Source organism: Pseudomonas sp. NFX183 (assembly GCF_047943075.1).
Lineage (GTDB): Bacteria > Pseudomonadota > Gammaproteobacteria > Pseudomonadales > Pseudomonadaceae > Aquipseudomonas.
Genome location: NZ_CP181333.1, coordinates 2,878,673 through 2,903,294, shown reverse-complemented (window position 1 = coordinate 2,903,294; position 24,622 = coordinate 2,878,673). Strand labels below are relative to the sequence as shown.

Here is a 24,622-nt window from a genome sequence, read left to right as displayed (position 1 = left end):
GTCAAGCGTAAATCCCTGTGGGAACGGGCTTGCCCGCGAAAGCGCTGGTTCAGTCAACATCATTGTTTGCTGGGCCGACGTCTTCGCGGGCAAGCCCGCTCCCACAGTTGATCTTCGCGGCTTTGAGTATTGCGTTCGCTTAACTGAGCGCCTTGAGGCGCGGCACGGTCCGGCGCTTGACTCTCCCCTATACGGCACACCCTACCCTGAAAGCTCCCTTTTCAGGACATCACCCTATGCCCCAGCGCATCCTGGTCATCCTCGGCCACCCTTGCGGCACGAGCTTCTGCTCAGCCTTGGCCGATGCCTACATCCACAGTGCAAAAATCGCCGGCCACCCAGTACGCGTCCTACCCTTGGGCGACCTCACTTTCGACCCCGTGCTTCACCACGGCTACACACAGATCCAACCATTGGAACCTGACTTGCTCAGCGCCCAGTCCGACATCCTCTGGGCCACCCATCTGGCATTCGTTTTCCCGATCTGGTGGGGCGGTATTCCGGCGTTATTGAAAGGGTTCATCGACCGTATTTTCCTACCCGGCTTTGCCTTTAAATACCGCGAAGGCAAGTCGTTTCCTGACAAGCTGCTGCTCGGCCGAACCGCGCACGTGTTGGTGACCCTGGACACGCCGCCGTGGTATTACCGCTGGTTCTACCGCATGCCCGGCATTCATCAGGTGCGCAGCACCACACTGGCGTTTTGCGGCATCAAGCCGACCAAAACGTTGATGTTCGGGCCGCTGTTGGCCTCTACGCCAGCGCAGCGGGCAAAGTGGCTGACTCAGGCTGGCGGACTAATGGGAAAAGGGAGTTTTCATGTACATCGGCAAAGCCGCGCAACTGTCGGGCACGACCATCAAGGCGATTCGTCACTATGAGGCGATAGGCCTGTTGCCTGCGCCGCAGCGGGAGGGGCGTTATCGGGTCTATTCGGCGCAAAGTGTCGAGCTGCTGGCGTTGATCAAGTGCGCCCAGCAGTTGGGGTTCAAGCTCAAGGAGTTGCAGGGAATTCTGCACGGGCACGAGGGCGATGCCTTGCCTTGGGAGCGTGCAGACCAGGCTATCGCCAGCAAGAAGCGCGAACTGGCCGGGCAGATTGCCAGGTTGCAGCAGATGCAGGCGGAGTTGATGGCGTTTGAAGCGCAGCTCAAGGACGCGCAGGGGCAGTGCCCGTCAATAAGCATTTTCGCTAGTTGAGGTAGCCGTCAGCCTTGAGTTGACACCGACCTTTTCGTTCTCTGCGCAGTCCCTTTCTGATTTTTCCAGCCGTTCATCCAGGCGCTTTTTCCTGCGGCATGCTCCGACGCCTTGCCCTTTTGCCGAGACGTCACGGATGACCCACGCCGCCCACATTGCCTTTATCGAACACGAGCTCAATGGCTTCCATCAGAGCCTGGATGAGTATCGCCAGCAGGTGGGCGCCTGGTATGCGCGGGCGCTGGATTCGGTCAGCCATGCAGCGGACATGCCGTCGTTGCTGGGGATGGACAGGGTATTGCGGGTGGGGGATTCGCAACGTTCCTTCAGCATTTCCGATGCGGATTTTTCCACCGTTGCGCGCTGCTCGGCGGGTGGCGAGCTGAAGATCGAGAGCAAGTTCGAATCGGTGTACGACGTGCCGATCGGCAAAATCCCGGTTGAGGTTATCCGCCTGGAGGACGGCAGTTCCACGCAGATCATGCTGGATGAACATGGCAAAGGCTCCCACACCTGCGTGGCCGGCGGGCGCTATCAGGTGCGGGTACAGGGCGGTGGCTCCACGCAGCAGGTAGACGCGTTGTTTGCCTCCTACGCCGGGCTGACCGCAGACCTGGAGCAATGGCTGCGCGGGCAATGGAACGGCTTCAAACCGTCATGGCAACAATCGACAGCCAGCGCGATTGGCGGCGGCGTTCTGGCGGGCAGTTGGGCGGCGATCCGGGATGTGTGGGACAGCATCAAGCTGGTGCAGGCGATTCTTGCAGACCCCATGAAGTTCGGCGAGCAACTGGGTGCCGAGGCCGCCAAGTTGGCGCAGTTGGCCACCGATGCGCCGCAGGTCATGGAAAAGGCCATGTTGCTGGCCAGTGATGAGGCGGCGCTGTACCTGATGGTGCGCACGACGATGCTGTGGTTGGACGCGTTGCCACCGGGCGAGATGGCCGAGGCGGCAGCGGGGTTTGCGGTGTCGCTGCTGATCGACCTGGTGATTGGCGCGGTGCTGATGATCGCGCTGCCGGCGGCGGGTGTGGCGTATCTGAGCTTGCGGTTGGTCAAGTATGGCGCACAGATACTGGATGCGGCGGTGGGCTTTGTGCGCAGCCTGCTTGGGATTCTGACCAAGTTCATGCAGGCGGTGGATCGCTACAAAGCAGTGGCGGTTCGCGGGGTTGTCGGTGGGCTGAAGCAAGGCACGATGCAGATGCGCTGGCGCGCGCGGCAGAACGCGGTGCTGAAGCAGAAAGAGCATGTGGATGATGTGCCGGCCTCTGCGAAGAACCCTCGTGGAGACGCGGCGGCGCCTGCCGACAAAACCGCCACCAATGGCTGCCCGGTGTCGATGGTCACCGGCGAAGAATTGCTGACCCTTACCGATGGCGCGCTGGACGGGATTTTGCCGTTTGAGTGGACGCGGTTGTACCGCACCAGTGCGGTGGAAGTGGATTGCGGGTTGGGGTTTGGCTGGAGTCATGCGCTGGCGCAGCGGTTGGTGGTTGCGGGTGATTCGGTGGTTTGGACGGATCATGAGAATCGCAGTACGGAGTTTCCGTTGCCTACCGCTGTTCGTCCGGCGATTACCAATAGCTTGGCGGAAGCGGCGATCTATTTGGGTGCTCTGCCCGATGAGTTGCTGCTGGCTCAGGCATCGCGGTTTTACCACTTTCGCGACGGTCAGCTGACAGCAATCAGTGATGCGTATGACAACCGGCTGCTGATTTCTCGTGATCGCGTGGGGCGCATTGAGCGGCTGGATAACGGCGCGGGTCGGTCGCTTTTTTTGCGCTACGAACTCGGGCGCATTGTGGCCGTGGACTATCAGGTTCATCGCGCCAAAGGCCGTGAGCCGTATGTGTGGGTGACGGAGCAGAACGTCGTTTCCTACGCCTATGACGACGCTGGGCGACTGGTTTCGGCAACCAATGCTGTAGGTGAAAGCGAGGTTTATCGGTACGACGATCAGCACGTCATTCTTGAGCGGCAGCTGGCCGGTGGGGCGAGCTTCTTTTGGGCGTGGGAACGGTCTGGCAAGGCCGCGCGATGTGTTCGGCATTGGGCCAGTTTTTCGCAGATGGACACGCGGTATGCCTGGGATGACAACGGTAAAGTCACGGTTCACAACGCTGATGGCAGTCAGGAAGTGTATGTCCACGATCAGCGCGCGCGGCTGGTGCAACGGATTGATCCGGACGGCGCTGAGCATTTCAAATCCTACGACGACAAGGGTCGGCTGACGGTTGAGCAGGATCCGCTGGGGGCGGTGACGGCGTATCAGTACGACGAAGCCGGACGCTTGGTGGCGTTGTTTCCGGGGGACGATGAGCCGACTTCCTACGAGCATGACAACGGGTTCGTAAGGGTTGTACGGCGGGGTGAGGCGGTTTGGAAATACGAGCGTAATGACCAAGGCGATGTTACGCGTCAGACAGATCCTGACGGCCACATTACGGACTACACCTACGACAAACATGGGCAACTGATTGGGGTTTGGTATCCGGATAACGGGTGTCATCGGCTGGTTTGGAATGAGCGTGGGCAGCTTGTTGAGGAACAGCTGCCGAATGGTGGGGTTAAGCGTTATCGCTATGACGATCTAGGGCGGCAAGTTGCGCGCGAGGATGAGCATGGCGCGCTGACGCAGTATCAATGGGACGCCGCAGGGCGCTTGTTGAAACTCACCAAACCCGATGGAGCGACGCGAGAATTCAGCTACAACCCCTACGGAAAAATCACCTCCGAACGTGACGAATTGGGGCATGTCACCCGCTACGAATATGCCGACGGTTTGCACCTGGTCAGCCGCCGCCTCAATGCCGATGGCACGCAGGTTAAATACCGCTACGACAACGCCCGGCTGCTGCTGACCGAGATAGAAAACGAGGTTGGCGAGACCTACCGGCTTGATTACCACCCCAACGGGCTGATCCAGCAAGAAGTCGGCTTTGACGGTCAGCGCACGGCCTACGTCTACGACCTCAACGGCAACCTGCTGGAGAAAACCGAGCACGGCGACGATGGCAGTCAGTTAGTCACCCGCTATGAGCGAGATCCTTCCGGCCGCCTTGTACGAAAAACCCTCCCAGACGGTGGAGTGGTCGATTACGCCTACGACCGCCAAGGCAACCTCCTCAGCGTCGACGACGGCCACTGGGCGTTAGCCTACGAATACGACAGCCAAAACCGCCTCATCGCCGACCACCAAGGCTGGGGCACCTTACGCTACGGCTACGACGCCTGCGGCCAGCTGAAAAACCTGCGCCTGCCGGACAACAACCGCGTCACCTTCAACCACGACAAAAGCGGCCACCTCGCCACCGTCGAACTGAACGGCAAAACCTTAACGTCCCACCTGTTCAAAACCGGTCGCGAACGCCAGCGCCAACAAGGCCAACTGCTCAGCCACTACAACTACGACGAGCAACACCGCCTCCACGCCCACGCGGTAACTCAAGAAAACCATGATCTTTACCGTCGCCACTACGACTACGACAAATCCGGCAACCTGACCCGCCTGCTCGATACGCGCAAAGGTGAACACCACTACCACTACGACCCCCTCGCCCGCCTGACTCGAGCGGATCACTCGCAAGACGTGCAAGAGCGCTTTGGCCACGACCCGGCGGGCAACCTGCTGATGCAGGACCGCCCCGGTCCGGACATCGTGGCGGGGAATCGGTTGGTGATTCAGGGCGATCATCATTACGACTATGACGCGTTCGGCAATCTGATCCGCCAAAGACGCGGTAAGGGTCATCAACTCGTTACCGAGTACCGCTACGACTGCCAGCATCGGTTGATTGGTATCACTCAACCCAACGGCCAAACCGCGAGCTACTGCTACGACCCGTTTGGTCGGCGCATCAGCAAAACCGTCGACGACCTAACGACGGAGTTTTTCTGGCAAGGCGACAAGCTGGTTGCGGAGCATCACGCGGACAGGCATCGCAGTTATATCTACGAGCCGGACAGTTTCCGTCCGCTGGTCCTGCTGGAGGGCTTTGGTCCAAAAAATACCCAGCCGTTCCACTACCAACTCGACCACCTCGGCACCCCGCAGGAACTCACAGCCCCCGACGGGGAAATCGTCTGGGCCGCGCACTACCGCGCCTACGGCCAGATCAGTCGCCTAGACATCGAAAAAATCGACAACCCACTGCGCTTCCAAGGCCAATACTTCGACCCGGAAAGCGGGCTGCACTACAACCGCCATCGCTACTACAATCCAGATATTGGTCGTTACCTGACGCCCGACCCGGTGAAGCTGGCGGGTGGGATCAACGCGTACCAGTACGTGCCCAACCCTACGGGGTGGGTGGACCCTCAGGGCTTGCATAGCTGCCCGGGTGAGAACGGTTGCAAGCCCCAAACAGGTGCGGACGATACAGCCCAAATTACCCGGGTAGATGAAGGGCTCCCTTCCGCTCCTCTTATCCATGGAGTTGATGCAGAAACGTTGAGTCGGACACATAGCATTGAAGGGAAGCGTTCAACCAAAAAGGTTGAGGAGATTTCTGGCAATATGCGAAGCAATGGATACGATATTAACCAACCCATTGAAGTGCTTGAGCATAACGAACGGCGCTACATTATAGACGGCCACCATCGAGCTGCAGCCGCCAGACGAACACATACGATGGTCACCATAAAACTGATTGAAAATATAGAAAGCCACGAAAGCGTGTTTAAGAACACCAAGGAAGTGGTGGATGCGTCAAATACAGCTGGGCTGGATAGGTTAAATAGGCCAAGACGATGAAAGCTCATACACTTGAAAATTTGATCGCAGAGTATTTAGAGCACGTAAAGAAGGCAACTGATTTGCTTGAGTGCTCATTCGGCACTAAAAATATTCTCCGACTGTGGCGAACCAACAAAATCCCGCGGTGCGGGAAGGTTAATGGTGATGTAACCTACGAACTGCACGGAATTGGTTGCTGTGTTTACCTATCCGAAATATGTATCGACTTTGATTATGGCCCTGACGGAAGAGTCGACGGCTTCGACGCATGGCGGCTGTACATGTACGCATGTGAGTTACCATGCAAATACAAAAAATACACCGACAAAGAATCCTTGGAACGCGAATTCAACGAGTACCTAAAAAAGGGAAAAGCCAAGAAAATCGAAGGTTCCACATCTAATTTATACTTTATACAGCCTTGAAAGGTGTTGAAAGACTACCTCTAAATAGACCATTCGATCTTTACCTGTGGCGAGCGAGCTTGCTCGCGCTGCGCAGAAGCCCCAATAAGGGCGACGCGCTTTGAAAACCAAAACCGCGCCGCCAGTTTCGAGGCTGCTGCGCGGCCGAACCCAGGGCAAGCCTGCTAATCACAACAAACCTACTCACCAGATACCAAGGTTCACCCTCAAAAATGAGTGAACCCGGCGCCCCAATCAACTCGTCACCGAATATTGCTACGACTGTCAGCACCGGCTAATTAGCATCACCCAACCCAACAGGCAAACAGCCAGCTACCGCTATGACCCATTTGGTCGGCGCATCAGCAAAACTGTCGACAACATATAGATAACCCTTTGCCGGTCCCGAGTACCAACGGCCCACGCTCACCTCATATTGGCTACCAGACTGCCGGAAAGCGCGGTAACGGAGGTGCCAAAAGAGGCCATATCTTGCTGAATATAACCCCCGTCAACCGCTCCAGGATTGGTATTGCACAATGAGTTACCTAGAAGCAGAGATCGACGAAAGCTTAGAAAACTTAGGTATTCAGAGTAGAAAACTTGCCCCCAAAGACCTAGATATATTAATCGCATCTCTTGGCAACGTGTTTTTCTGCGAGAGTGCCAACCATCTTGATCCAACTCAGTTACGGGTTAACCGCACGGAGTACACCCCTGATTTCTGGCAAGAGGTATCAAAGCACATTCAAAGTAATCAGTTGATTTTCGTTGTGTTCGACACGTCCTATAGAGCATGGGAAATCGCCTCTCCCCAACAACTTGAGCGTATTTTATCTGATACCACTGGATACCCATTCTGGGTGACGGACATGAGCTTTGGATTTTTGATCTACATGGACGACCATGATTGCGTTAGTTGGGCTTATCCCTGAAAAACAACTTTCCCTCACGCGGCCATCAACAACCCCGACACCGAACAAAACGGCAAATGAAAATACGTATCCAACCGCACCAACCTCTACTCGCCCAGTTTTTTAAACACCTCACCAGCACCGAATCGCTTATCGTCCAGGCAAACATCACCACTGCTATCGCACGGACCTCCATCGCAGGATTCATATGAGAACCGGCGAGAAATAAAACAAACCGTATCCCCCTCTTTATGCCAAAAAGACTTCTGAAGGACAACAAATGATTACTCTACTGAAAAAGTCATCAGACTCTATAACAAACCACTATAAAAAAGGAAAAGTGATAGCACTCAATAAGCATGCAAATGATGATGTGATATTTCTCATTGAGGGAACAGCTATAAACTGTTTTGTCAGCTACTGCCCCTACACTATCGAAGTTGGAGAAACCTATGACATAGAACTCACCCTAAACCTTTCCGACGACTACGAGATTGAACGGGTTGAACCGAGGAAAATACTGGTTGAAAAGGCGAATTATGGTTATTGCTACTTCCTCTACGGAGAGCTACTCAATGAGACTTTTCTTACTTTCACTTCGCTGAGCGATGAAGACATCCACTACGAACACCCCGAATGTAACGAGCACTTTATTAAATTAAAAGTTCAAAGAATTGACGCTAGCTTTCGCTGAGCCTGACAGTGAGATCAGCCCCCATCGCCTTTTTGTATTCACAAAAAGGCGTCCAGCGCAAAGCTCTAGATTTTGAAGCATATCCACGCCGAGGCTTGGAGCAAGCGGCTAATGACTCTCTCGAATAGTTTGAAAACAGCACGATGAGCCGAATAGAATGCACAATCGGCTCACTGAATGAGCCGAATAGCCCATTTATTCGGCTCACGCACCTAGGTACGCCTTCATGGATTCTCCTTCCTGGATCTGGCAACACACTGACTGGCCCCACTTCCATTGGCAGCCCGGACGCCTGGCTGTCTTGCTGCGCGAGTGCACACAAGCCCAAGGCAAGCTGCTAGGCATGCTCGGCTCCGTTAGTCAGGCGGTCAGTGCGCAGAATGAGCTGGATGCTTTGCTGCAAAACATCCTGACGTCTTCGGCAATCGAAGGCGAGCAGCTGAATGTCGGCTCCGTGCGATCCTCTTTGGCGCGCCGCTTGGGCCTGGAGGCACTGCAAGATGGCCAGGTGAGCCGCCGCAGTGAAGGCCTCGCCGAATTGATGATGGACGCCACCAAACAATTCGCACAGCCGTTCACCCTTGCGCGCTTATTGAACTGGCATCACTGGTTGTTCCCGACCCCGGAAGCGGGCTTTGCCGCGCGCGCGCTCAATGTCGGCGCTCTGAGGGGAGATGAGCCCATGCAGGTGGTCTCGGGGCGACTGGATCGACCGAAGGTCCATTTCGAGGCGCCACCGCGCCGGGGACTGGAGCAAGCGCTGGATGACTTCCTCGAATGGTTCGAAACCAGCCGCAACCAGCCAGAGCTGGACCCGTTGGTTCGCGCAGGCATCGCGCACTTCTGGTTTGTCACGCTGCATCCGTTCGATGACGGCAATGGTCGCCTGACCCGGGCAATCACTGACTTGGCATTGGCACAAGGCGAGCATCAGGCCATCCGTTTTTATGCCATGTCAGCCAGCATTCTTGAGGATCGCGCCGGTTACTACAACGCATTGGAATCCAGCCAGAAGGCCACACTGGATATCACCGCTTGGCTGGAATGGTTTCTGAAAACCTTGCTGCTCAGCCTGGAGCGGGCGATGGCGCGAATTGACCGAGTTCTGGCCAAGACCCGGTTTTGGCAGCAGCACCGCGACCTCTCGTTATCTGCCGAACAGATCAAGGTACTCAACCGCCTGCTCGACGGCGGTGAAAAAGGCTTCGAACACGGCATCAACGCCGCGCAGTACCAGGCAGTGGCGAAGGTGTCCAAGGCCACCGCAACCCGGCATCTTACTGATCTGTTGGAAAAAAACTGCCTGGTCCGTTTGCCTGGCGGAGGCCGTAGTACGCGCTATCAAATCAATGGCTGAAGCGACTGAAGCCACCCGCTCATTTGCCCACAATCCCCATGTCTGCTAGTGTCGCGCCGGTTTACCGTCTACCGGAATAGCCGCCATGGCCCGCAAAAAAGTTGCACTCGATTTCGAACAATCCCTCGCTGACCTGCAAACACTGGTCGAGCGTCTGGAGAACGGCGAGTTGTCGCTGGAAGACTCGTTGACGGCGTTCGAGCAAGGCATCGGCCTGACGCGCGACTGCCAGAGCGCGTTGGCGCAGGCGGAGCAGAAGGTCCAGGTTCTGCTGGAACGTGACGGGGAGTTGGCCGAAGAACCTTTCGATGCGGAACAGCCGGAATGATCGACGCGTATCAGGCCAGTAGCCAAGCCCGGGTCAACGCGGCGCTCGAGCCCTTGTTTGTTGCGCCAAGCCCGGAAATGAAGCGTCTCTACGATGCCATGCGCTACAGCGTGATGAATGGCGGCAAGCGTGTGCGCCCGTTGCTGGCGTATGCGGCGTGTGAAGCGCTGGGCGCGCCGGCCGAGCAGGCCAATGGCGCGGCGTGTGCGGTGGAGCTGATTCACGCCTATTCCCTGGTGCATGACGATTTGCCGGCGATGGACGACGACGATTTACGTCGCGGCCAGCCGACTACCCACAAAGCCTTTGATGAAGCCTATGCCATTTTGGCCGGCGATGGCCTGCAGAGCCTGGCGTTCAGCGCCCTGCTCGACCCGCGCTTAAATAGCGTGAACGCAGAAAACAGCCTGCGCATGGTGACCGCACTCGCCCTGGCCGCAGGCCCGGCCGGTATGGTCGGCGGGCAAGCGATCGACATGGGTTCGGTCAGCCTCAAGCTGGATCAACAGGCCCTGGAACATATGCATCGCCACAAGACCGGCGCGCTGATCGAAGCCGCCGTGCACCTGGGTGCGTTGGCCAGTGGCCGCGCTGAAGCTGCGCAATTGGCCGCCCTGCAGACCTATTCCCGGGCCGTCGGCCTGGCGTTTCAGGTGCAGGACGACATTCTCGACGTCGAAAGTGACACCGCGACCCTGGGCAAACGCCAAGGCGCGGATGCCGCACGCGACAAACCGACCTATCCGGCTTTGCTTGGCCTTGAAGCGGCCAAGGCGTATGCCCTGGAACTGCGCGACCAAGCCCTGGATGCCCTGCGACCTTTCGACGCGGCGGCCGAGCCTCTGCGCGACCTGGCGCGGTATATCGTCGAACGCCGCCACTGAGAATGGCGGCCATTGCAGCCGCATATCGGCCAAGTTCGGCGCTCTGCGTGGGCAGTTTGCACCGCTTGAGGTAAACTGCCGCCTCTTCTATACCTATAACGATTCGCCTGATGCCCACGACGTTTCAAGAGATTCCCCGCAAACGCCCGTCCACGCCACTGCTCGACCGTGCTGCCACGCCGGACGGCCTGCGTCGACTGGGTGAAGCCGAGCTGGAAACCCTGGCCGATGAGTTGCGCCTGGAATTGCTCTACACGGTCGGTCAGACCGGTGGGCATTTTGGTGCCGGCCTGGGCGTCATCGAGCTGACCATCGCCCTGCATTACGTGTTCGACACCCCGGACGACCGGCTGGTGTGGGACGTGGGCCACCAGGCGTATCCGCATAAAATCCTTACCGGCCGTCGCGAGCGCATGGGCACCCTGCGCCAGAAGGACGGCCTGGCCGCCTTCCCGCGTCGCGCCGAGAGCGAGTACGACACCTTTGGCGTCGGCCACTCCAGCACCTCCATCAGCGCAGCGCTGGGCATGGCCATTGCCGCCCGCCTGCAAGGCAGCGATCGCAAGGCAATCGCGGTGATCGGTGATGGCGCGTTGACCGCCGGCATGGCCTTCGAAGCGCTTAACCATGCGCCGGAAGTGAACGCCAACATGTTGGTGATCCTCAACGACAACGACATGTCGATTTCGCGCAATGTCGGTGGCCTGTCGAATTACCTGGCAAAAATTCTTTCCAGCCGCACCTATGCCAGCATGCGCGAAGGCAGCAAAAAGGTGCTCTCGCGTCTGCCCGGCGCGTGGGAAATTGCCCGCCGCACCGAAGAATACGCCAAGGGCATGCTGGTGCCCGGCACCCTGTTCGAAGAACTGGGCTGGAACTATATCGGCCCCATCGATGGCCATGACCTGCCAACCCTGATCGCCACGCTGCGCAACATGCGTGACCTCAAGGGCCCGCAGTTCCTGCACATCGTCACCAAGAAAGGCAAAGGCTTCGCCCCGGCCGAAGTTGACCCGATCGGCTACCACGCGATCACCAAACTCGAACCGCTCAACGCCCCCGCCGCCGCGCCGAAAAAGGCCAGCGGGCCCAAGTACTCCGGTGTGTTTGGCGAGTGGCTGTGCGACATGGCCGCGGCCGACTCGCGCCTGGTGGGCATCACTCCGGCGATGAAGGAAGGCTCCGACCTGGTGGCGTTCAGCGAGCGTTTCCCGCTGCGCTATTTCGACGTGGCGATTGCCGAGCAGCACGCCGTGACGTTCGCCGCCGGCATGGCCTGTGAAGGCGCCAAGCCGGTGGTCGCGATCTACTCCACCTTCCTGCAGCGCGGTTACGACCAACTGGTTCACGACGTGGCGGTGCAAAACCTCGACGTGCTGTTTGCCATCGACCGCGCCGGCCTGGTCGGCGAAGACGGCCCGACCCACGCCGGCAGTTTCGATTTGTCCTACTTGCGCTGCATCCCCGGCATGCTGGTGATGACGCCGAGTGATGAGAACGAACTGCGCAAGATGCTCAGCACTGGCCACCTGTACAACGGCCCGGCCGCCGTGCGTTACCCGCGTGGTAACGGCCCGAATGCAATGATCGAGAAAGACCTGGAGCCGATCGAGATCGGTAAAGGGATTGTGCGGCGCCAGGGCAGCAAGACGGCGTTGCTGGTGTTTGGCGTGCAATTGGCCGAAGCGCTGAAAGTCGCCGAGAAGATCGACGCCACCGTGGTCGACATGCGTTTCGTCAAACCGTTGGACGAAGCCCTGGTACGCGACATCGCCGCTAGCCATGAGTTGCTGGTGACCGTCGAAGAAAACGCCATCATGGGCGGCGCGGGTGCGGCAGTCAGCGAGTTCCTGGCGCGGGAGAACATCCTCAAGTCGGTGCTGCACCTGGGCTTGCCGGATGTGTACGTCGAACACGCCAAGCCGGCGCAGATGCTGGCAGAGTGTGGGCTGGACGAGGCGGGTATCGAAGCGTCGGTGCGCGCGCGCATGGCACTGCTAGGCCTGTAGAAACCGGCTCAAAAAATGTGGGAGCTGGCTTGCCTGCGATAGCATCACCTCGGTTTTACTGACAAACCGAGGTGCCTGCATCGCAGGGGAGCCAGCTCCCACATTGGTTTTGTATTGCTGATAAATGCTATGGACAGCCCATGAACCGCCTTCGCCTTGCCCTACCCTTGCTGCTGCTGCCTGCCCCTGACCTGCTAGCCGACAGCTTCGAGCGCGACGACGCACTGAAACTCCCCGACGTGGTGATCAGCGCCAACCGCCAGGTGCAGGCGCGCAACGACAGCAGCGCCGCCAACACCGTGTTCACCCGTGATGACATCGACCGCCTGCAACCCACCAGCGTGACCGACCTGCTCAGCCGCGTGCCCGGCGTACAAGTGGCACCCACCGGCGGCCGTGGCAGTTTGCCGGGCATCTATATTCGTGGCACCAAATCCGCGCAAAGCCTGGTGCTGGTCGATGGCCAACGCATCGCCAACACCACCTCCGGCGACAGCGGGCTGCAATACCTGAACGTCGATCAGATTGAACGCGTGGAAGTGCTGCGCGGCTCGCGCTCGGTGATCTACGGCAGCGACGCGATTGGCGGCGTGATCCAGATATTCACTCGGCGTAATGCCGAGCAAGGCCTGCAGCCACGCTTGAAACTGGGGTTTGGCAGCCACCAGACCTGGGAGCGCAGCGTCGGTCTTTCCGGCGGTGATGAACACACGCGTTTCAACCTGGGCGCGAGCCTGGATGACACGGCGGGTATCAACTCAACGCGTGAGTCGTTTCCCAGCGACGGCGACCATGATGCCTATCGCAACCAATCCATCAGCCTCAACCTCAGCCATGCTTTCAGCGACGAACTGGAGGTTGGTTTCAATCTGTTGGATAACCGTGGCAAGTCAGAGTACGACAACAGCTTCGGCCGCTACGACGCGGCTTCCGGGCAAACTGTCGGGCAGAAACCCTACACCGATTACACCGTGAGCAGCGCCAGCGGTTATGTCGACGCCAAGCTCAATGCGCACTGGCAGTCGCGCCTGGAACTGGGCCACAGCGAGAACCTCGATACCAAGCGCGATACGCTCAGCGATGATTTCAGCGTGTTCAATACCTATCGCGACTCGGTCAACTGGCAAAACGACCTGACGCTGAATGACCAGAACAGCTTGATCGTCGGCGGCGACTGGTACGAAGACCGTTTCCACGGTTCAACCACCTTCACCGAAAACAGCCGCTGGAACCGGGCCGCCTTTGTGCAGCATCGCTTCCACGGCGAGTGGTTCTCCACCGAACTGGGCCTGCGCCGCGACCAGAACCAGCAGTTCGGCGGCCAGAACAGCTGGAGCGGCACCCTCACTGTGCCGATCAACCCCGACAATGACGTGCTGCTGAGCTACAGCGAAGGCTTTCGCGCGCCGACCTTCAACGACCTTTATTACCCTGACACGAAGTACAGCAACCCCAACTTGCAGCCCGAAACGTCAAAGAGCTACGAGCTGCAATGGCGCAGCCAACTGAGTGACAGCACGCGCCTGGAAGCCTCGCTGTATCGCACCCAGTTAAGCAACGCGATCATCCTCGACAGCACCAGCAAGCCGCAAAACGTGGCGTCGGCGCGTGTCGATGGGTTTGAAGCGGCGCTCAAGCAGGAGCTGTTTGGTTGGCAGAGTAACCTGGGCGCCGCCTTCATCAACCCGCGCGACCGTGACACGGGCCACACCCTGGCCCGTCGTGCACGCCGCACGTTGAACCTGGATCTGGATCGACAATTTGACAAGTTGGGACTGGGGGCCAGTTGGCAGGTCATCAGCAGCAGCTACGACGACGAAAAAAACCGCAACCGCCTGGGTGGATACGCACTGCTGGGGTTGCGCAGCAGTTGGGCGGTGAGCCGTGAAATACGTATTTCACTAAAGGTCGACAACCTGCTGGACCGCCAATACGCCCGCGCCCGCTACAGCTATAACGCTTCGGACTTTTCCAATAATCAGGACTACCGCGAAGCGGGACAGACCTGGATGCTCGGGCTGACCTGGACCCCGAAGCTGTAACCAACGCCCCGGCGCCTCGACCTATCGATTGACCTTTCAGGCAATGGCTCGCTGTCGGAACGAGCATTGCAGTGGCAGGGTCATGCGCGCCGCTCCCCTTGGCGCCTCAACGACGCTCGCGCATGGGCTCATTCGTACTCAGATACCCGGCCTTGATGGCCTCGGCGCAGTCTATAAACCCATAGGCGTTAACACGGTCGGCCTCGGTAAAGCCGACGTAGAAGTCCTTTTTTTTGCCTTGGCTTTCCAGTTCATAGTCAAAACACTGTGAGCTGCCACTACGAATCGGGGTGATGCGCTTGGGCTGCTGGATAGCGAGAATGTCCTGCTTGGAGGTTCTTTCGCCTCGCCCAGCCTTCTCTACCAGCGGATCAGCCCAGAAATTCATCAACGTTGAGACACCTTCCAGCGTCGCGCAGCCGGTCAGCAAAAGGGCAGCAGAAACACCGATGATCAAACGACGCATGGCCACCTCCTGTAGTGGAATAATCGCCATGCGGCACGCATCGCGGGCCATAGAGTAATCCGCTGCTGGCCGAGCCACTCAACGGAAGAATCTTATTAATCGGTAGGACAACACGCCTCTCGCACGCTAGCGTTGCGGGGCAATCAACGCGCAGAGCTCGGCCACCGCCTCGACCATCTGGCCGCTGGGCCGCTCCAGGCCTTTATCCGGCACCAATAACAAACGCCCCTGCGCCACGGCGGTCACCTGCGGCCAGGCCTTCCAGGCGTCCAACTGCGGCTGATCCCCCGCCAGAATCACTTCGGGATTGCGCTGCAACACCGACTCGATGCTGACCTGCGGCGCAGGCAGCTTCAGGTCATCGAACACATTGCGCGCGCCGCACACACTCAGCGCGTCGCTGATGATCTGCCCGCCGCCTACGGTGTACAGCGGCTGGTTCCATACCTGGTAAAACACCCGCAGCGGCTCGGCACGCTGATAGCGTTGGCGCAGTTCGGCCAGGCGCAGACGCAACTGCGCGGCTAATTGCCGACCGGCGTCGGCGCGGCCCAATTGCTCGGCGATGGCTTGAACCTGGGTGGTCAGTTGTTCGAGGCTATGGGGTTCGGCGACATACACGGGGACATTCAGACGCTGCAATTGCTCGCGCTGCGCAGGGCCGACGCTGCCGGGCCACAACAGGATCAGGTCCGGTTTGAGGCTGAGCAGGCGTTCCATGTTCAGTTGTCCGTAATGCCCAACCGACGGCACTTCGGCCAGCACCGCCGGGCGTTCGCCGCCGTCAAGCACGCCCACCAGCAAATCGGCAGCGCCCAGTTCAACCACGATTTCAGAGAGCGAAGGCGCCAGGCTGACGACGCGCTGGACCGCCAGCGCCTGGGCACTGAATGCCAGCAGCAGCACCGCCAGCCAGTAGCGCATCATCCCAATTGACGCGGGATGCGGTAGAGGTAAAACAGCACCAGGGTCGACAGCGCCAGCAAAAACAGCGGCACCGCTTCCAGGCCGACAAACACCGCCAACGCGCCGATCCAGGCCGGTAGGGCCGCCACCAGCAACGCCGTGCGACGACGGGCCGCGAGGGTGATCCAGGCAGCCGGTTCTTCGGCAGTATCGAGGGCTTTGGCGGTGGCGATCAGCGCGTGTTTATAGCCGTTAAAATAACGCAGGCTCAAAAACATCGAGGCCACGCCGGCAATAAAGAACGGCATGGCCAATACGGGAAGCAGGGACTGGGCCTGGCCAAATACCAGGTTGATCACGAATAGCGGCAGCAATGCCAGGGCCAGGTACTGCCACCAGTTGAAGGACAGTCGCCGTTTCACCTGGCCACGGGTCACGCGCGGTCGACCTCGCCCTGGTGCTCGTTGCCCATCATGTGGTCGAGCTTGCTGGCTTTGGTCGCCAGGTAGAGCTTGTTGTGCGGGTTTTGCCCGGTGTGCAGCGGCACGCGCTCGGCCACGGTGATGCCCATCTCGGTCAAGGCTTTGACCTTGCGTGGGTTGTTGGTCATCAGGCGTAGGGATTTCACGCCCAGGTGCTCGAGCATCGGCAGGCAGATCGCATAGTCACGCTGGTCAGCGGCAAAGCCCAGACGTTCGTTGGCTTCGACGGTATCGGCGCCGCCGTCCTGCAGCTCGTAGGCGCGGATCTTGTTCATCAGGCCGATGCCACGGCCTTCCTGGCGCAGGTACAGCAGCACGCCACGGCCTTCGCGGGCGATGGCGCGCATGGCGGCTTCCAGTTGCGAACCGCAGTCACAGCGTTGGCTGAACAATGCGTCGCCGGTCAGGCACTCGGAGTGCACGCGGCCAAGCACCGGCGCGCCGTCGGCGATGTCACCCAGGCTGAGCACGACGTGCTCGCGGCCAGTGGCCTCTTCGAGAAAGCCGTTCATGGTGAACGTGGCAAAAGGGGTAGGCAGCTTGGAAGCGGCGACGAAAACGACGGGCACCGTGTGCTCCTGATTTCAGATTTCACAGAGGGCGCCATTGTAACAGCAGGTTCCTACAGACGCTTAAGCTGAATTATCGCTGATAAAGATCAATCGGTTCGATTGGCCTTCGTCCCGGTTCTATGCAGGTCAGAACGGGTAAGGCTGCTTCCAGTGTCCGAAAATCGGCTTCAGTTCGCCGCTTTTGACCAAAGCCGCCATGCGCTGGTCATACACCGCCATCAAGGCCCGGCCGCGCTCAGTGTCGGCAAAGCCTATGTAAAGCGGCAGCTCGGCGATAGGCGTGAGCCTGAACTGCGAAGGATCGTCCGCCTGGCCAAGCACGTACCTGGCTTCGGTGAGCGAGTCGATGTAGAAGTCGGCGCGGCCGTGCTGCAGCATCGGCAGGATGCCGTCTCGGCGTTCGATCTGGTTGAAGTGACGCAGGTTGGGCAAGTACTCCTCGTACTTGTAGCCGCGTACCCAGGCCAGGCGGTAATTGCCCAGCGTGGCAAGGCTTGGCGTCGGCGTCGTTGCCAGCCCGAGGGCGTAGATGTGGTCCGAGTCGAAATTCCAGTGCGGGTACAACACGCCGCTGGCTTCATCGCGATAGGCACCGACCCAGCCATCCACCTCGCCGCGCTGGGCCAGGCCGACCGAGCGGGTATAGGGCTCGCTGCGGGTTTGCAGGGTGATGCCGGCGGGCTCGAAGATTTGGCGCAATAAGTCCCAGGCCAGGCCGCTGCCATCTTTGTTGGTGTAGTCGTTCCATTCCTCACTGGCCAGCGTGATCTTGCCAGGGACCGGGCCCTCATCTGCTTGGACCAGCGAGGCGAGTGCACACAGCACCACCAGCAGCCAACGGCGTACATCCATAACGACACAACCCCACACACCGTAATATCCGTATAGAGGGTAGCGCAGGTCGCTGGCTTACGGTGTTTCGTGAAAATGCTGATAGCCACGCACGGCCGGTGTGATGTCTTGCCCAGTGGCATCGAGCAAGGTGACGCCCTGCCCCGCCTCGACCCGACCGATCACGTGGATCGGCCAACCAGCAGCCTGCAACGGCGCCAGCTCGGCCGGCGGCAACGTGAACGCCAATACGTAGTCGTCGCCCCCGCTCAGGGCCGCCACGCGCGCCTGGTCATCACCGAGAAACGCCAGCAAGGCCGCGGACAACGGCAATTGCTGACGCTCAATCACCAGGCTGACAGCCGACGCCTTGGCGATATGCCCGCAATCGGCCAACAACCCGTCGGAGATATCCATGGCCGATGTGGCCTTTGCCCGCAGCGCCAGGCCCAACGCCAGTTGCGGTTGTGGCGAAAAGTAGTGCGCCAGCAGCGGCTCGGCGACAGCGGCGTCTGCCGTGCGTTGGCCCAGCACCAGCGGCAACGCACCGGCAGCATTGCCCAGCTCACCGCCTACACACAGCAAGTCACCCGGTTGCGCACCGCTGCGCGTCAACGCCTGCCCAGCCGGCACACGGCCAAACACGGTCAGGGTCAGGCTCAGCGGCCCGCGCGTGGTATCGCCGCCCACCAGGCCCACTCCGCAGCTTTGCGCCATGGCGTTCAAACCCTGGGCATAGCGTTGCAGCCAATCGGCATCGACCGTCGGCGTTGTCAGGGCAAGGGTAAAGGCAAGCGGATGGGCGCCCATGGCAGCCAAGTCGCTCACTGCCACGGCCAGCGAGCGCTGGCCGAGCAGGAACGGGTCACACGGGTCGGCAAAATGCACGCCGGCCACTAACGTATCGGTGGAGATTGCCAGCTGCTCCCCGGCGGGGAGCGCCAGCAAGGCACAGTCGTCGCCGATCCCGAGGGCAATGCCTTCGCCGCCCTGCGCACAGGGCGCGGCGGCGAAGTAGTTGCGGATCAGCTCGAACTCACCCATTGGGAAGGTCAGCGCGACTTAGCGCTTGTGTTCCTTCACTTCGGCTTCACGCAGGCGCGGGGCCAGCTTGTCGAGCACGCCGTTGACGAACTTGTGGCCGTCGGTCGAACCGTAGACTTTGGCCAGCTCGATCCCTTCGTTGATCACCACGCGGTACGGCACGTCAACGCGCTTGAGCAGTTCCCAGGTGGACAGCCGCATAACGCACAGTTCAACCGGGTCCAGCTCTTCGATCGTCAGGTCCAGGCAAGGCGCCAGCGCCGTGTCGATCTCGGTCAGGTTGGCATGCACACCGTGCAGGATGTCGTGGAAGTAGCTCTGGTCGGCAAACGTGAAGTCGTTGTCGACGCGGAACTGCGCTTCGATTTCGTTCAGCGAAGCGCCCGCCATCAGACGCTGGTACAGCGCCTGAGTCGCGAGTTGACGCGCTTTACGGCGCTTCTCGCTTTTGGACGGCTTGCCGGCATCCGCAGGGCGCGGGTCTTGGGGGTTGAACTGATCGCTCTCGTCGGAAATCACTTGGCCTCCAACTGCGACAGCAGGCTGACCATTTCCAGCGCGGACAGAGCAGCTTCAGCGCCTTTGTTACCGGCCTTGGTGCCGGAACGCTCGATGGCTTGCTCGATGGAATCCACGGTCAGCACGCCGAAAGCGACGGGCACGCCGAACTCCATGGACACCTGGGCCAGGCCCTTGGTGCATTCGCCGGCCACGTATTCGAAATGCGGGGTGCCGCCACGAATGACCGCGCCCAGGGCGATGATCGCCGCGTATTCACCCTGCTGAGCAACTTTTTGCGCAACCAGTGGAATTTCGAAGGCGCCAGGGGCACGGATGAGAGTGATATCGCTCTCGCTCACACCGTGGCGAACCAGGGCGTCAACGGCACCGCTTACCAGGCTTTCAACCACGAAGCTGTTGAAGCGGCCAACCACCAGGGCATAGCGGCCTTTGGGGGCGATGAAGGTACCTTCGATGGTCTTCAGGGTCATTCGACAAATCTCTTAAAGAGCCGGGACGCGAAAAGTGCGTCCCTCAGTGATGATTTAACCGCGAACAAGGGGCAAAAATCGCCGGCCTTTATTCGGAGGGCACGTATTCTACAACTTCCAGGTCGAAACCGGATATCGCATTAAATTTCATTGGCGCGCTCATCAGGCGCATTTTGCGTACGCCCAGGTCACGAAGGATCTGCGAACCGGCACCGACGATGCTGTAGGTGGTCGGTTTTTTCACCGGCACGTGGTCGGCGGTTTCGCGGATATGCGCCAGCAATACATCGCCGTCCAACGGGTGACCGAGCAACAGCACCACACCGCTGCCTGCCTCGGAGACCGCAGCCATGGCGGCGCGCAGGCTCCAGCGGCCGGGCTGCTTGACCATCAGCAGGTCGCGCAGCGGGTCCATGTTGTGCACACGCACCAGGGTCGGTTCTTCGGCGCAAATGTTCCCCAGCGTCAGGGCCATGTGCACGTCACCTTCCACTGAATCACGGTAGGTCACCAAATTGAATTGGCCCAGTTCGCTGTCCAGTGGCTGCTCGGCAATCCGCTGAACGGTACGTTCATGGATCATGCGGTAGTGAATCAGGTCGGCAATCGTGCCGATCTTGAGGTTGTGTTCAGCCGCAAACGCTTCAAGTTCAGTGCGACGAGCCATGGTGCCGTCGTCGTTCATCACTTCGCAGATGACGCCGCTCGGCTCGAAACCGGCCATGCGCGCCAGGTCGCAGGCGGCTTCGGTGTGGCCGGCACGCGCGAGGGTGCCGCCCGGCTGGGCCATCAGCGGGAAGATGTGGCCGGGGCTGACGATGTCTTCGGCCTTGGCGTCTTTGGCGGCGGCGGCTTGCACGGTGCGCGCGCGGTCGGCCGCAGAAATACCGGTGGTCACGCCGGTGGTCGCTTCAATCGATACGGTGAACTTGGTGCCGAAACCCGACCCGTTGCGCGGCGCCATCAAGGGCAGCTTGAGCAACTCGCAGCGTTCGCGGCTCATGGGCATGCAGATCAGCCCACGCGCGTGCTTGGCCATGAAGTTGATGTGCTCAGCCTTGCAGGCCTCGGCGGCCATGATGATGTCGCCTTCGTTTTCACGGTCTTCGTCATCCATCAGGATGACCATCTTGCCTTGGCGGATGTCTTCAACCAGTTCTTCGATACTATTGAGCGCCACGCGGCACCCCCTTGGTCAGGATTTAAGGTAGCCGTTAGCGGCTAAAAAACTTTCAGTGATGTTCCCGGCGGTAGGCTCTGCGGCCTTATCGCCCAACAGCAGGCGCTCCAGGTAACGGGCAAGCAAGTCGACTTCCAGATTCACCCGGCGACCTGGCTGGTACGAGGCCATGATGGTTTCGCTCAGGGTGTGGGGAATGATGGTCAGTTCAAATTCGGCGCCATTCACGGCGTTCACGGTCAGGCTGGTGCCGTCGACGGTGATCGAGCCTTTGTGGGCGATGTACTTGGCCAGCTCTTTGGGTGCGCGGATGCGAAATTCCACGGCCCGCGCGTTTTCGCTGCGGGACACCACTTCGCCGACGCCATCGACATGGCCGCTGACCAGGTGGCCGCCCAGGCGCGTGGTCGGGGTCAGGGCTTTTTCCAGGTTGACCGGGCTGCCGGCCTTGAGGTCGTTCATCGCGGTGCAGTCCAGGGTTTCCCGGCTGACGTCGGCGGCAAAGCCGTTGCCAGGCAGCTCGATGACGGTCAGGCACACGCCGCTGACGGCGATGCTGTCGCCCAGCTTGACGTCGCCCAGGTCCAGCTTGCCGGTTTCAACCAGCAGGCGGATGTCGCCGCCTTTGGGAGTCATTGCACGGATGCTGCCGATGGATTCGATAATGCCGGTGAACATTTCGTTCTCCTGAAAACGAGGGGCTGTCGCTCAAGCGCGGGCCGGGAATTATACGCTCGCTGCTGGCATAGGGATGGCAGTGACTCGCCAGTCGTCGCCTACAGCGCGCATGTCAGTGATCTTGAGTGGGGGGGCATCGGCCAGTTTCTCAAGCGGCCAGTCCAGCAGAGGCCGGGCGGCGGAGCCGAGGAACTTGCCGGCGACGAATATCACGTACTCGTCCACCAGCCCTTGCTGGGCAAACGCACCGGCCAGGCTCGGGCCGGCTTCCACCAGCACGTCGTTGACGCCACGGGCGGCCAGGGCCACCAGGGCCGAGCGCAGGTCGACCTGACCGTCAACGCCCGGCACCACCAGGCATTCGGGGCCACGGGGGAACTGGTTTTCCGCGGTCACGCAGGTGATGACCAACGCCGGGCCGGCCTTGAAGAACGGCGCATTGAGCGGCACCCGCAGGCGCCCGTCGATCAACACGCGCAAGGGCGGGCGCGACATCGCAAGTGCGGTGGTTTCATCGTCCAGGCCCAACTCGGCGGCGCGCACCGTCAGACGCGCGCCATCGGCCAGCACCGTGTCGGCGCCGGTCAGCACCACACTGGCCTCGGCACGCAGGCGCTGTACGGCGGCGCGGGCAGCCGGGCCGGTGATCCATTGGCTTTCGCCGCTGGCCATTGCGGTGCGGCCGTCCAGGCTCATCGCCAGCTTGACCCGCACAAACGGCAGACCGTGCTCCATGCGCTTGAGGAAGCCCGGGTTCAGCGCGCGCGCTTCGCTTTCCAGCACGCCGCTGCGGGTTTCGATACCGGCTTGCGCCAAGCGCTGCATGCCACGCCCGGCCACTTCCGGGTTCGGGTCCTGCATCCCGGCCACCACGCGCGCTACACCGGCAGTCACCAGTGCATCGGCACACGGCGGCGTGCGTCCGTGGTGGCTGCACGGCTCCAGGGTTACATACACCGTGGCGCCACGCGCCTTGGCACCGGCAGCGCGCAGGGCATTCGGTTCGGCATGCGGTTCGCCGGTGCGCTCGTGCCAGCCTTCGCCGACAACCTGCCCGTCACGCACAATCACGCAGCCCACACGCGGGTTGGGGTGGGTGGTGTACACGCCCTTGCGCGCCAATTCGAGGGCGCGGGCCATGTAATGGGCATCGAGGACAGCTTGTTCGGCAGACGGAGGGTTCATTTTTTGGCAGGCTCACGGGCCAGGCGGTCGATTTCTTCGCGGAACTCGTTGAGGTCCTGGAAGCGTCGATACACCGAGGCGAAACGGATATAGGCGACTTCGTCGAGCTTTTGCAGCTCGCCCATCACCAGCTCTCCAACCACCAGGCTCTTGACCTCGCGCTCGCCGGTCGCACGCAGCTTGTGCTTGATATGCACCAGCGCCGCCTCCAGCCGCTCGACACTCACCGGGCGTTTTTCCAGGGCGCGCTGCATACCGGCGCGCAGTTTGTCTTCGTCGAAAGGCTGGCGGCTGCCGTCGGACTTGATCAGACGTGGCAATACCAGTTCGGCGGTTTCGAAGGTGGTGAAACGTTCACCGCAGCCAGAGGCCAGGCATTCGCGCCGGCGACGTACTTGATCGCCCTCGGCGACCAGACGCGAGTCAATGACCTTGGTGTCGTTGGCACCGCAGAAGGGACAGTGCATGGTGGCAGGCAACAAAAAAAGGGAGGGCCATGGTAGCGCATCCCTGTGGCAAGACAAGCCATAGCCTTTACGGTATATAGGCAGGCTTATATGTTTCTTTATTTTAAAGCCACGGATTTTGCCCTTTCTGGAGCCGTACATGCAGTTACGACCACTTGTTTTACTCGCCCTGTTCAGTTTTCTGGTCGCCTGCAGCAGCGAAGCCCCCAAGCCTTCGGCGCCTCAACCGACGCCCGCCCAAGAGAAAAAAGTGCCCGGCATTGAAGACCTCGGCCCGCTGCCGGCTTATCAGCGCGAAATCAACGGCACCCTCAACGGCGTGCCGGCCAACGCCGAAGTCGAACTGGCCCTGCTGGTGATTGACGAGCGCAACCGCCCGCAACAACTGCTCGCCAGCAGCGTGTTGACCGGCAATGGCAAGCCCCTGGCGTTCCGCCTGCGTTTTAACCCGGAAGCCTTCCCGGCCGGTGCGCGGGTTGAATTGCGCGGTCGCGCCAGCCAGTCCGGCCAGTTGATCCTGCACCTGCCCGCCGTGCGCATCACCCAGGCAATTACCCAGGCCACCGGCCCGCTGCAACTCGTCCCGGCGCCATGACGCCACCGCTGGACCTGCAACGCGCCCTGAGCGAACTGATCGGCGACGCGCAACTGGTGCCCTGCCCGCTGCCGGGCACCGAGCTGTCGTTGTGGCTGCTGGACGCGGACAATATGGACCGCGCCTTCAGCCCCGAAGAAACCCGGCGCATCCTGCATGAGCCGCCCTATTGGAGTTTCTGCTGGGCCAGCGGTCTGGCGCTGGCGCGTTACCTGGCGGCGCACCCCGAGTGGGTTGCCGGCAAGCGCGTGCTGGATTTTGGCGCAGGCTCTGGCGTGGCCGGGATTGCCGCCCTCAAGGCGGGCGCGCTGGAAGTGGTCGCGTGTGATTTGGACCCGCTGGCGTTGGCGTCCTGCAGGGCGAATGCCGAACTCAACGGCGTAGAACTGAGTTATTCAGCCGACTTTTTCGCCGAAGCCGATCGCTTCGACCTGATCCTGGTGGCCGACGTGCTTTACGACCGCGCCAACCTGCCGCTGCTTGATCAACTCCTGACGCGCGGCCGTGAAGCACTGGTAGCAGATTCGCGCGTGCGCGACTTCCAGCACCCGGCTTATCAACGCCTGGAAATCCTTGAGGCACTGACCCTGCCGGACCTGGCCGAGCCTTGGGAGTTTCGCAAGGTGAGCCTGTACCATTCGCGGCGCACTTGAG

At 60.3% G+C, this 24,622-nt stretch carries 26 protein-coding genes and 1 pseudogene; 15 read left to right on the top strand and 12 right to left on the bottom strand.

Annotated elements, in window-relative coordinates; translation table 11 throughout:
- Positions 1–236: 236 nt before the first annotated feature.
- From ACM530_RS13410 to ACM530_RS13350, 13 genes and pseudogenes are all read left to right on the top strand, one after another.
- Complete coding sequence (locus ACM530_RS13410; protein ID WP_404485272.1) at positions 237–881, top strand: NAD(P)H-dependent oxidoreductase; 645 nt, start codon at positions 237–239, stop codon at positions 879–881.
- Positions 820–1,200, top strand: a complete 381-nt coding sequence (locus ACM530_RS13405; protein ID WP_416364937.1) for a MerR family transcriptional regulator — start codon at positions 820–822, stop codon at positions 1,198–1,200. The genes ACM530_RS13410 and ACM530_RS13405 overlap by 62 nt, the downstream gene beginning before the upstream one ends.
- A 136-nt stretch (positions 1,201–1,336) precedes the next feature.
- Positions 1,337–5,956, top strand: coding sequence for an RHS repeat-associated core domain-containing protein (locus ACM530_RS13400; protein WP_416364936.1), 4,620 nt, complete (start codon positions 1,337–1,339; stop codon positions 5,954–5,956).
- Positions 5,953–6,363, top strand: coding sequence for a DUF6896 domain-containing protein (locus tag ACM530_RS13395; RefSeq protein ID WP_416364935.1), 411 nt, complete (start codon positions 5,953–5,955; stop codon positions 6,361–6,363). The genes ACM530_RS13400 and ACM530_RS13395 overlap by 4 nt, the downstream gene beginning before the upstream one ends.
- Positions 6,364–6,598: 235 nt before the next feature.
- Positions 6,599–6,724 (top strand): annotated as a pseudogene (locus ACM530_RS13390) (RHS repeat domain-containing protein); the annotation flags it as partial.
- A gap of 14 nt (positions 6,725–6,738) precedes the next feature.
- Positions 6,739–6,885 (top strand): polymorphic toxin type 47 domain-containing protein, encoded by a 147-nt coding sequence (locus ACM530_RS13385; RefSeq protein WP_416364934.1) that lies wholly within the window; start codon positions 6,739–6,741, stop codon positions 6,883–6,885.
- Positions 6,882–7,277, top strand: coding sequence for a hypothetical protein (locus ACM530_RS13380; RefSeq protein WP_416364933.1), 396 nt, complete (start codon positions 6,882–6,884; stop codon positions 7,275–7,277). Before ACM530_RS13385 ends, ACM530_RS13380 begins: the two co-directional genes overlap by 4 nt.
- Positions 7,278–7,536: 259 nt before the next feature.
- Positions 7,537–7,950 (top strand): hypothetical protein, encoded by a 414-nt coding sequence (locus tag ACM530_RS13375; RefSeq protein ID WP_416364932.1) that lies wholly within the window; start codon positions 7,537–7,539, stop codon positions 7,948–7,950.
- Positions 7,951–8,176: 226 nt separating this feature from the next.
- On the top strand, positions 8,177–9,307 hold the full coding sequence (locus ACM530_RS13370) for a Fic family protein (protein WP_416364931.1): 1,131 nt from the start codon (positions 8,177–8,179) through the stop codon (positions 9,305–9,307).
- Between the two features lie 85 nt (positions 9,308–9,392).
- Positions 9,393–9,635 (top strand): exodeoxyribonuclease VII small subunit, encoded by a 243-nt coding sequence (locus ACM530_RS13365; protein WP_003176346.1) that lies wholly within the window; start codon positions 9,393–9,395, stop codon positions 9,633–9,635.
- Positions 9,632–10,519, top strand: coding sequence for a (2E,6E)-farnesyl diphosphate synthase (gene ispA / locus ACM530_RS13360; RefSeq protein ID WP_262208835.1), 888 nt, complete (start codon positions 9,632–9,634; stop codon positions 10,517–10,519). Before ACM530_RS13365 ends, ispA begins: the two co-directional genes overlap by 4 nt.
- Positions 10,520–10,629: 110 nt before the next feature.
- Positions 10,630–12,528 (top strand): 1-deoxy-D-xylulose-5-phosphate synthase, encoded by a 1,899-nt coding sequence (dxs, locus tag ACM530_RS13355; protein ID WP_416364930.1) that lies wholly within the window; start codon positions 10,630–10,632, stop codon positions 12,526–12,528.
- 140 nt (positions 12,529–12,668) lie between these two features.
- The gene (locus ACM530_RS13350) at positions 12,669–14,570 is read left to right on the top strand and encodes a TonB-dependent receptor domain-containing protein (RefSeq protein ID WP_416364929.1); all 1,902 of its coding nucleotides are present in this window, start codon (positions 12,669–12,671) and stop codon (positions 14,568–14,570) included.
- A 106-nt stretch (positions 14,571–14,676) separates the two neighbouring features.
- On the opposite strand, the gene ACM530_RS13345 is transcribed toward ACM530_RS13350, so the two are convergent.
- The 12 genes from ACM530_RS13345 to nrdR form a co-directional block, all read right to left on the bottom strand.
- Entirely contained in the window at positions 14,677–15,036 is a 360-nt protein-coding gene (locus tag ACM530_RS13345; protein WP_416364928.1) for a hypothetical protein, read from the bottom strand.
- A 126-nt stretch (positions 15,037–15,162) separates the two neighbouring features.
- Positions 15,163–15,963 (bottom strand): cobalamin-binding protein, encoded by an 801-nt coding sequence (locus ACM530_RS13340; protein ID WP_416364927.1) that lies wholly within the window; start codon positions 15,961–15,963, stop codon positions 15,163–15,165.
- On the bottom strand, positions 15,960–16,379 hold the full coding sequence (locus ACM530_RS13335; RefSeq protein WP_145162608.1) for an MFS transporter: 420 nt from the start codon (positions 16,377–16,379) through the stop codon (positions 15,960–15,962). The genes ACM530_RS13340 and ACM530_RS13335 overlap by 4 nt, the downstream gene beginning before the upstream one ends.
- Positions 16,376–16,993, bottom strand: coding sequence for a GTP cyclohydrolase II (gene ribA, locus ACM530_RS13330; RefSeq protein ID WP_017135999.1), 618 nt, complete (start codon positions 16,991–16,993; stop codon positions 16,376–16,378). Before ribA ends, ACM530_RS13335 begins: the two co-directional genes overlap by 4 nt.
- 129 nt (positions 16,994–17,122) lie before the next feature.
- A complete protein-coding gene (locus tag ACM530_RS13325) occupies positions 17,123–17,848 on the bottom strand; it encodes a substrate-binding periplasmic protein (RefSeq protein WP_416364926.1) in 726 nt (241 codons plus the stop codon).
- Between the two features lie 57 nt (positions 17,849–17,905).
- Entirely contained in the window at positions 17,906–18,871 is a 966-nt protein-coding gene (gene thiL / locus ACM530_RS13320; protein WP_416364925.1) for a thiamine-phosphate kinase, read from the bottom strand.
- A gap of 18 nt (positions 18,872–18,889) precedes the next feature.
- Positions 18,890–19,390: a transcription antitermination factor NusB gene (nusB, locus tag ACM530_RS13315; RefSeq protein WP_017135996.1), complete on the bottom strand. Its 501-nt coding sequence runs from the start codon at positions 19,388–19,390 to the stop codon at positions 18,890–18,892.
- A complete protein-coding gene (gene ribE / locus ACM530_RS13310; RefSeq protein WP_003194576.1) occupies positions 19,387–19,863 on the bottom strand; it encodes a 6,7-dimethyl-8-ribityllumazine synthase in 477 nt (158 codons plus the stop codon). The genes nusB and ribE overlap by 4 nt, the downstream gene beginning before the upstream one ends.
- Before the next feature lie 88 nt (positions 19,864–19,951).
- Entirely contained in the window at positions 19,952–21,043 is a 1,092-nt protein-coding gene (gene ribBA / locus ACM530_RS13305; protein ID WP_242201374.1) for a bifunctional 3,4-dihydroxy-2-butanone-4-phosphate synthase/GTP cyclohydrolase II, read from the bottom strand.
- Between the two features lie 15 nt (positions 21,044–21,058).
- Positions 21,059–21,721 carry a riboflavin synthase gene (locus ACM530_RS13300; protein WP_145162620.1) on the bottom strand — a complete coding sequence of 221 codons (663 nt, stop codon included), beginning with the start codon at positions 21,719–21,721 and terminating at the stop codon, positions 21,059–21,061.
- Between the two features lie 48 nt (positions 21,722–21,769).
- Positions 21,770–22,906 carry a bifunctional diaminohydroxyphosphoribosylaminopyrimidine deaminase/5-amino-6-(5-phosphoribosylamino)uracil reductase RibD gene (gene ribD, locus ACM530_RS13295; protein WP_416364924.1) on the bottom strand — a complete coding sequence of 379 codons (1,137 nt, stop codon included), beginning with the start codon at positions 22,904–22,906 and terminating at the stop codon, positions 21,770–21,772.
- Entirely contained in the window at positions 22,903–23,373 is a 471-nt protein-coding gene (nrdR, locus tag ACM530_RS13290; RefSeq protein ID WP_164487963.1) for a transcriptional regulator NrdR, read from the bottom strand. The genes ribD and nrdR overlap by 4 nt, the downstream gene beginning before the upstream one ends.
- A gap of 139 nt (positions 23,374–23,512) precedes the next feature.
- Here nrdR and ACM530_RS13285 point away from each other — a divergent pair, with 139 nt between their 5' ends.
- Together ACM530_RS13285 and ACM530_RS13280 are read left to right on the top strand one after the other, a co-directional pair.
- Entirely contained in the window at positions 23,513–23,968 is a 456-nt protein-coding gene (locus tag ACM530_RS13285) for a YbaY family lipoprotein (RefSeq protein WP_145162626.1), read from the top strand.
- Entirely contained in the window at positions 23,965–24,621 is a 657-nt protein-coding gene (locus ACM530_RS13280; protein ID WP_416364923.1) for a class I SAM-dependent methyltransferase, read from the top strand. The genes ACM530_RS13285 and ACM530_RS13280 overlap by 4 nt, the downstream gene beginning before the upstream one ends.
- The last annotated feature ends 1 nt before the right edge of the window (position 24,622 follow it).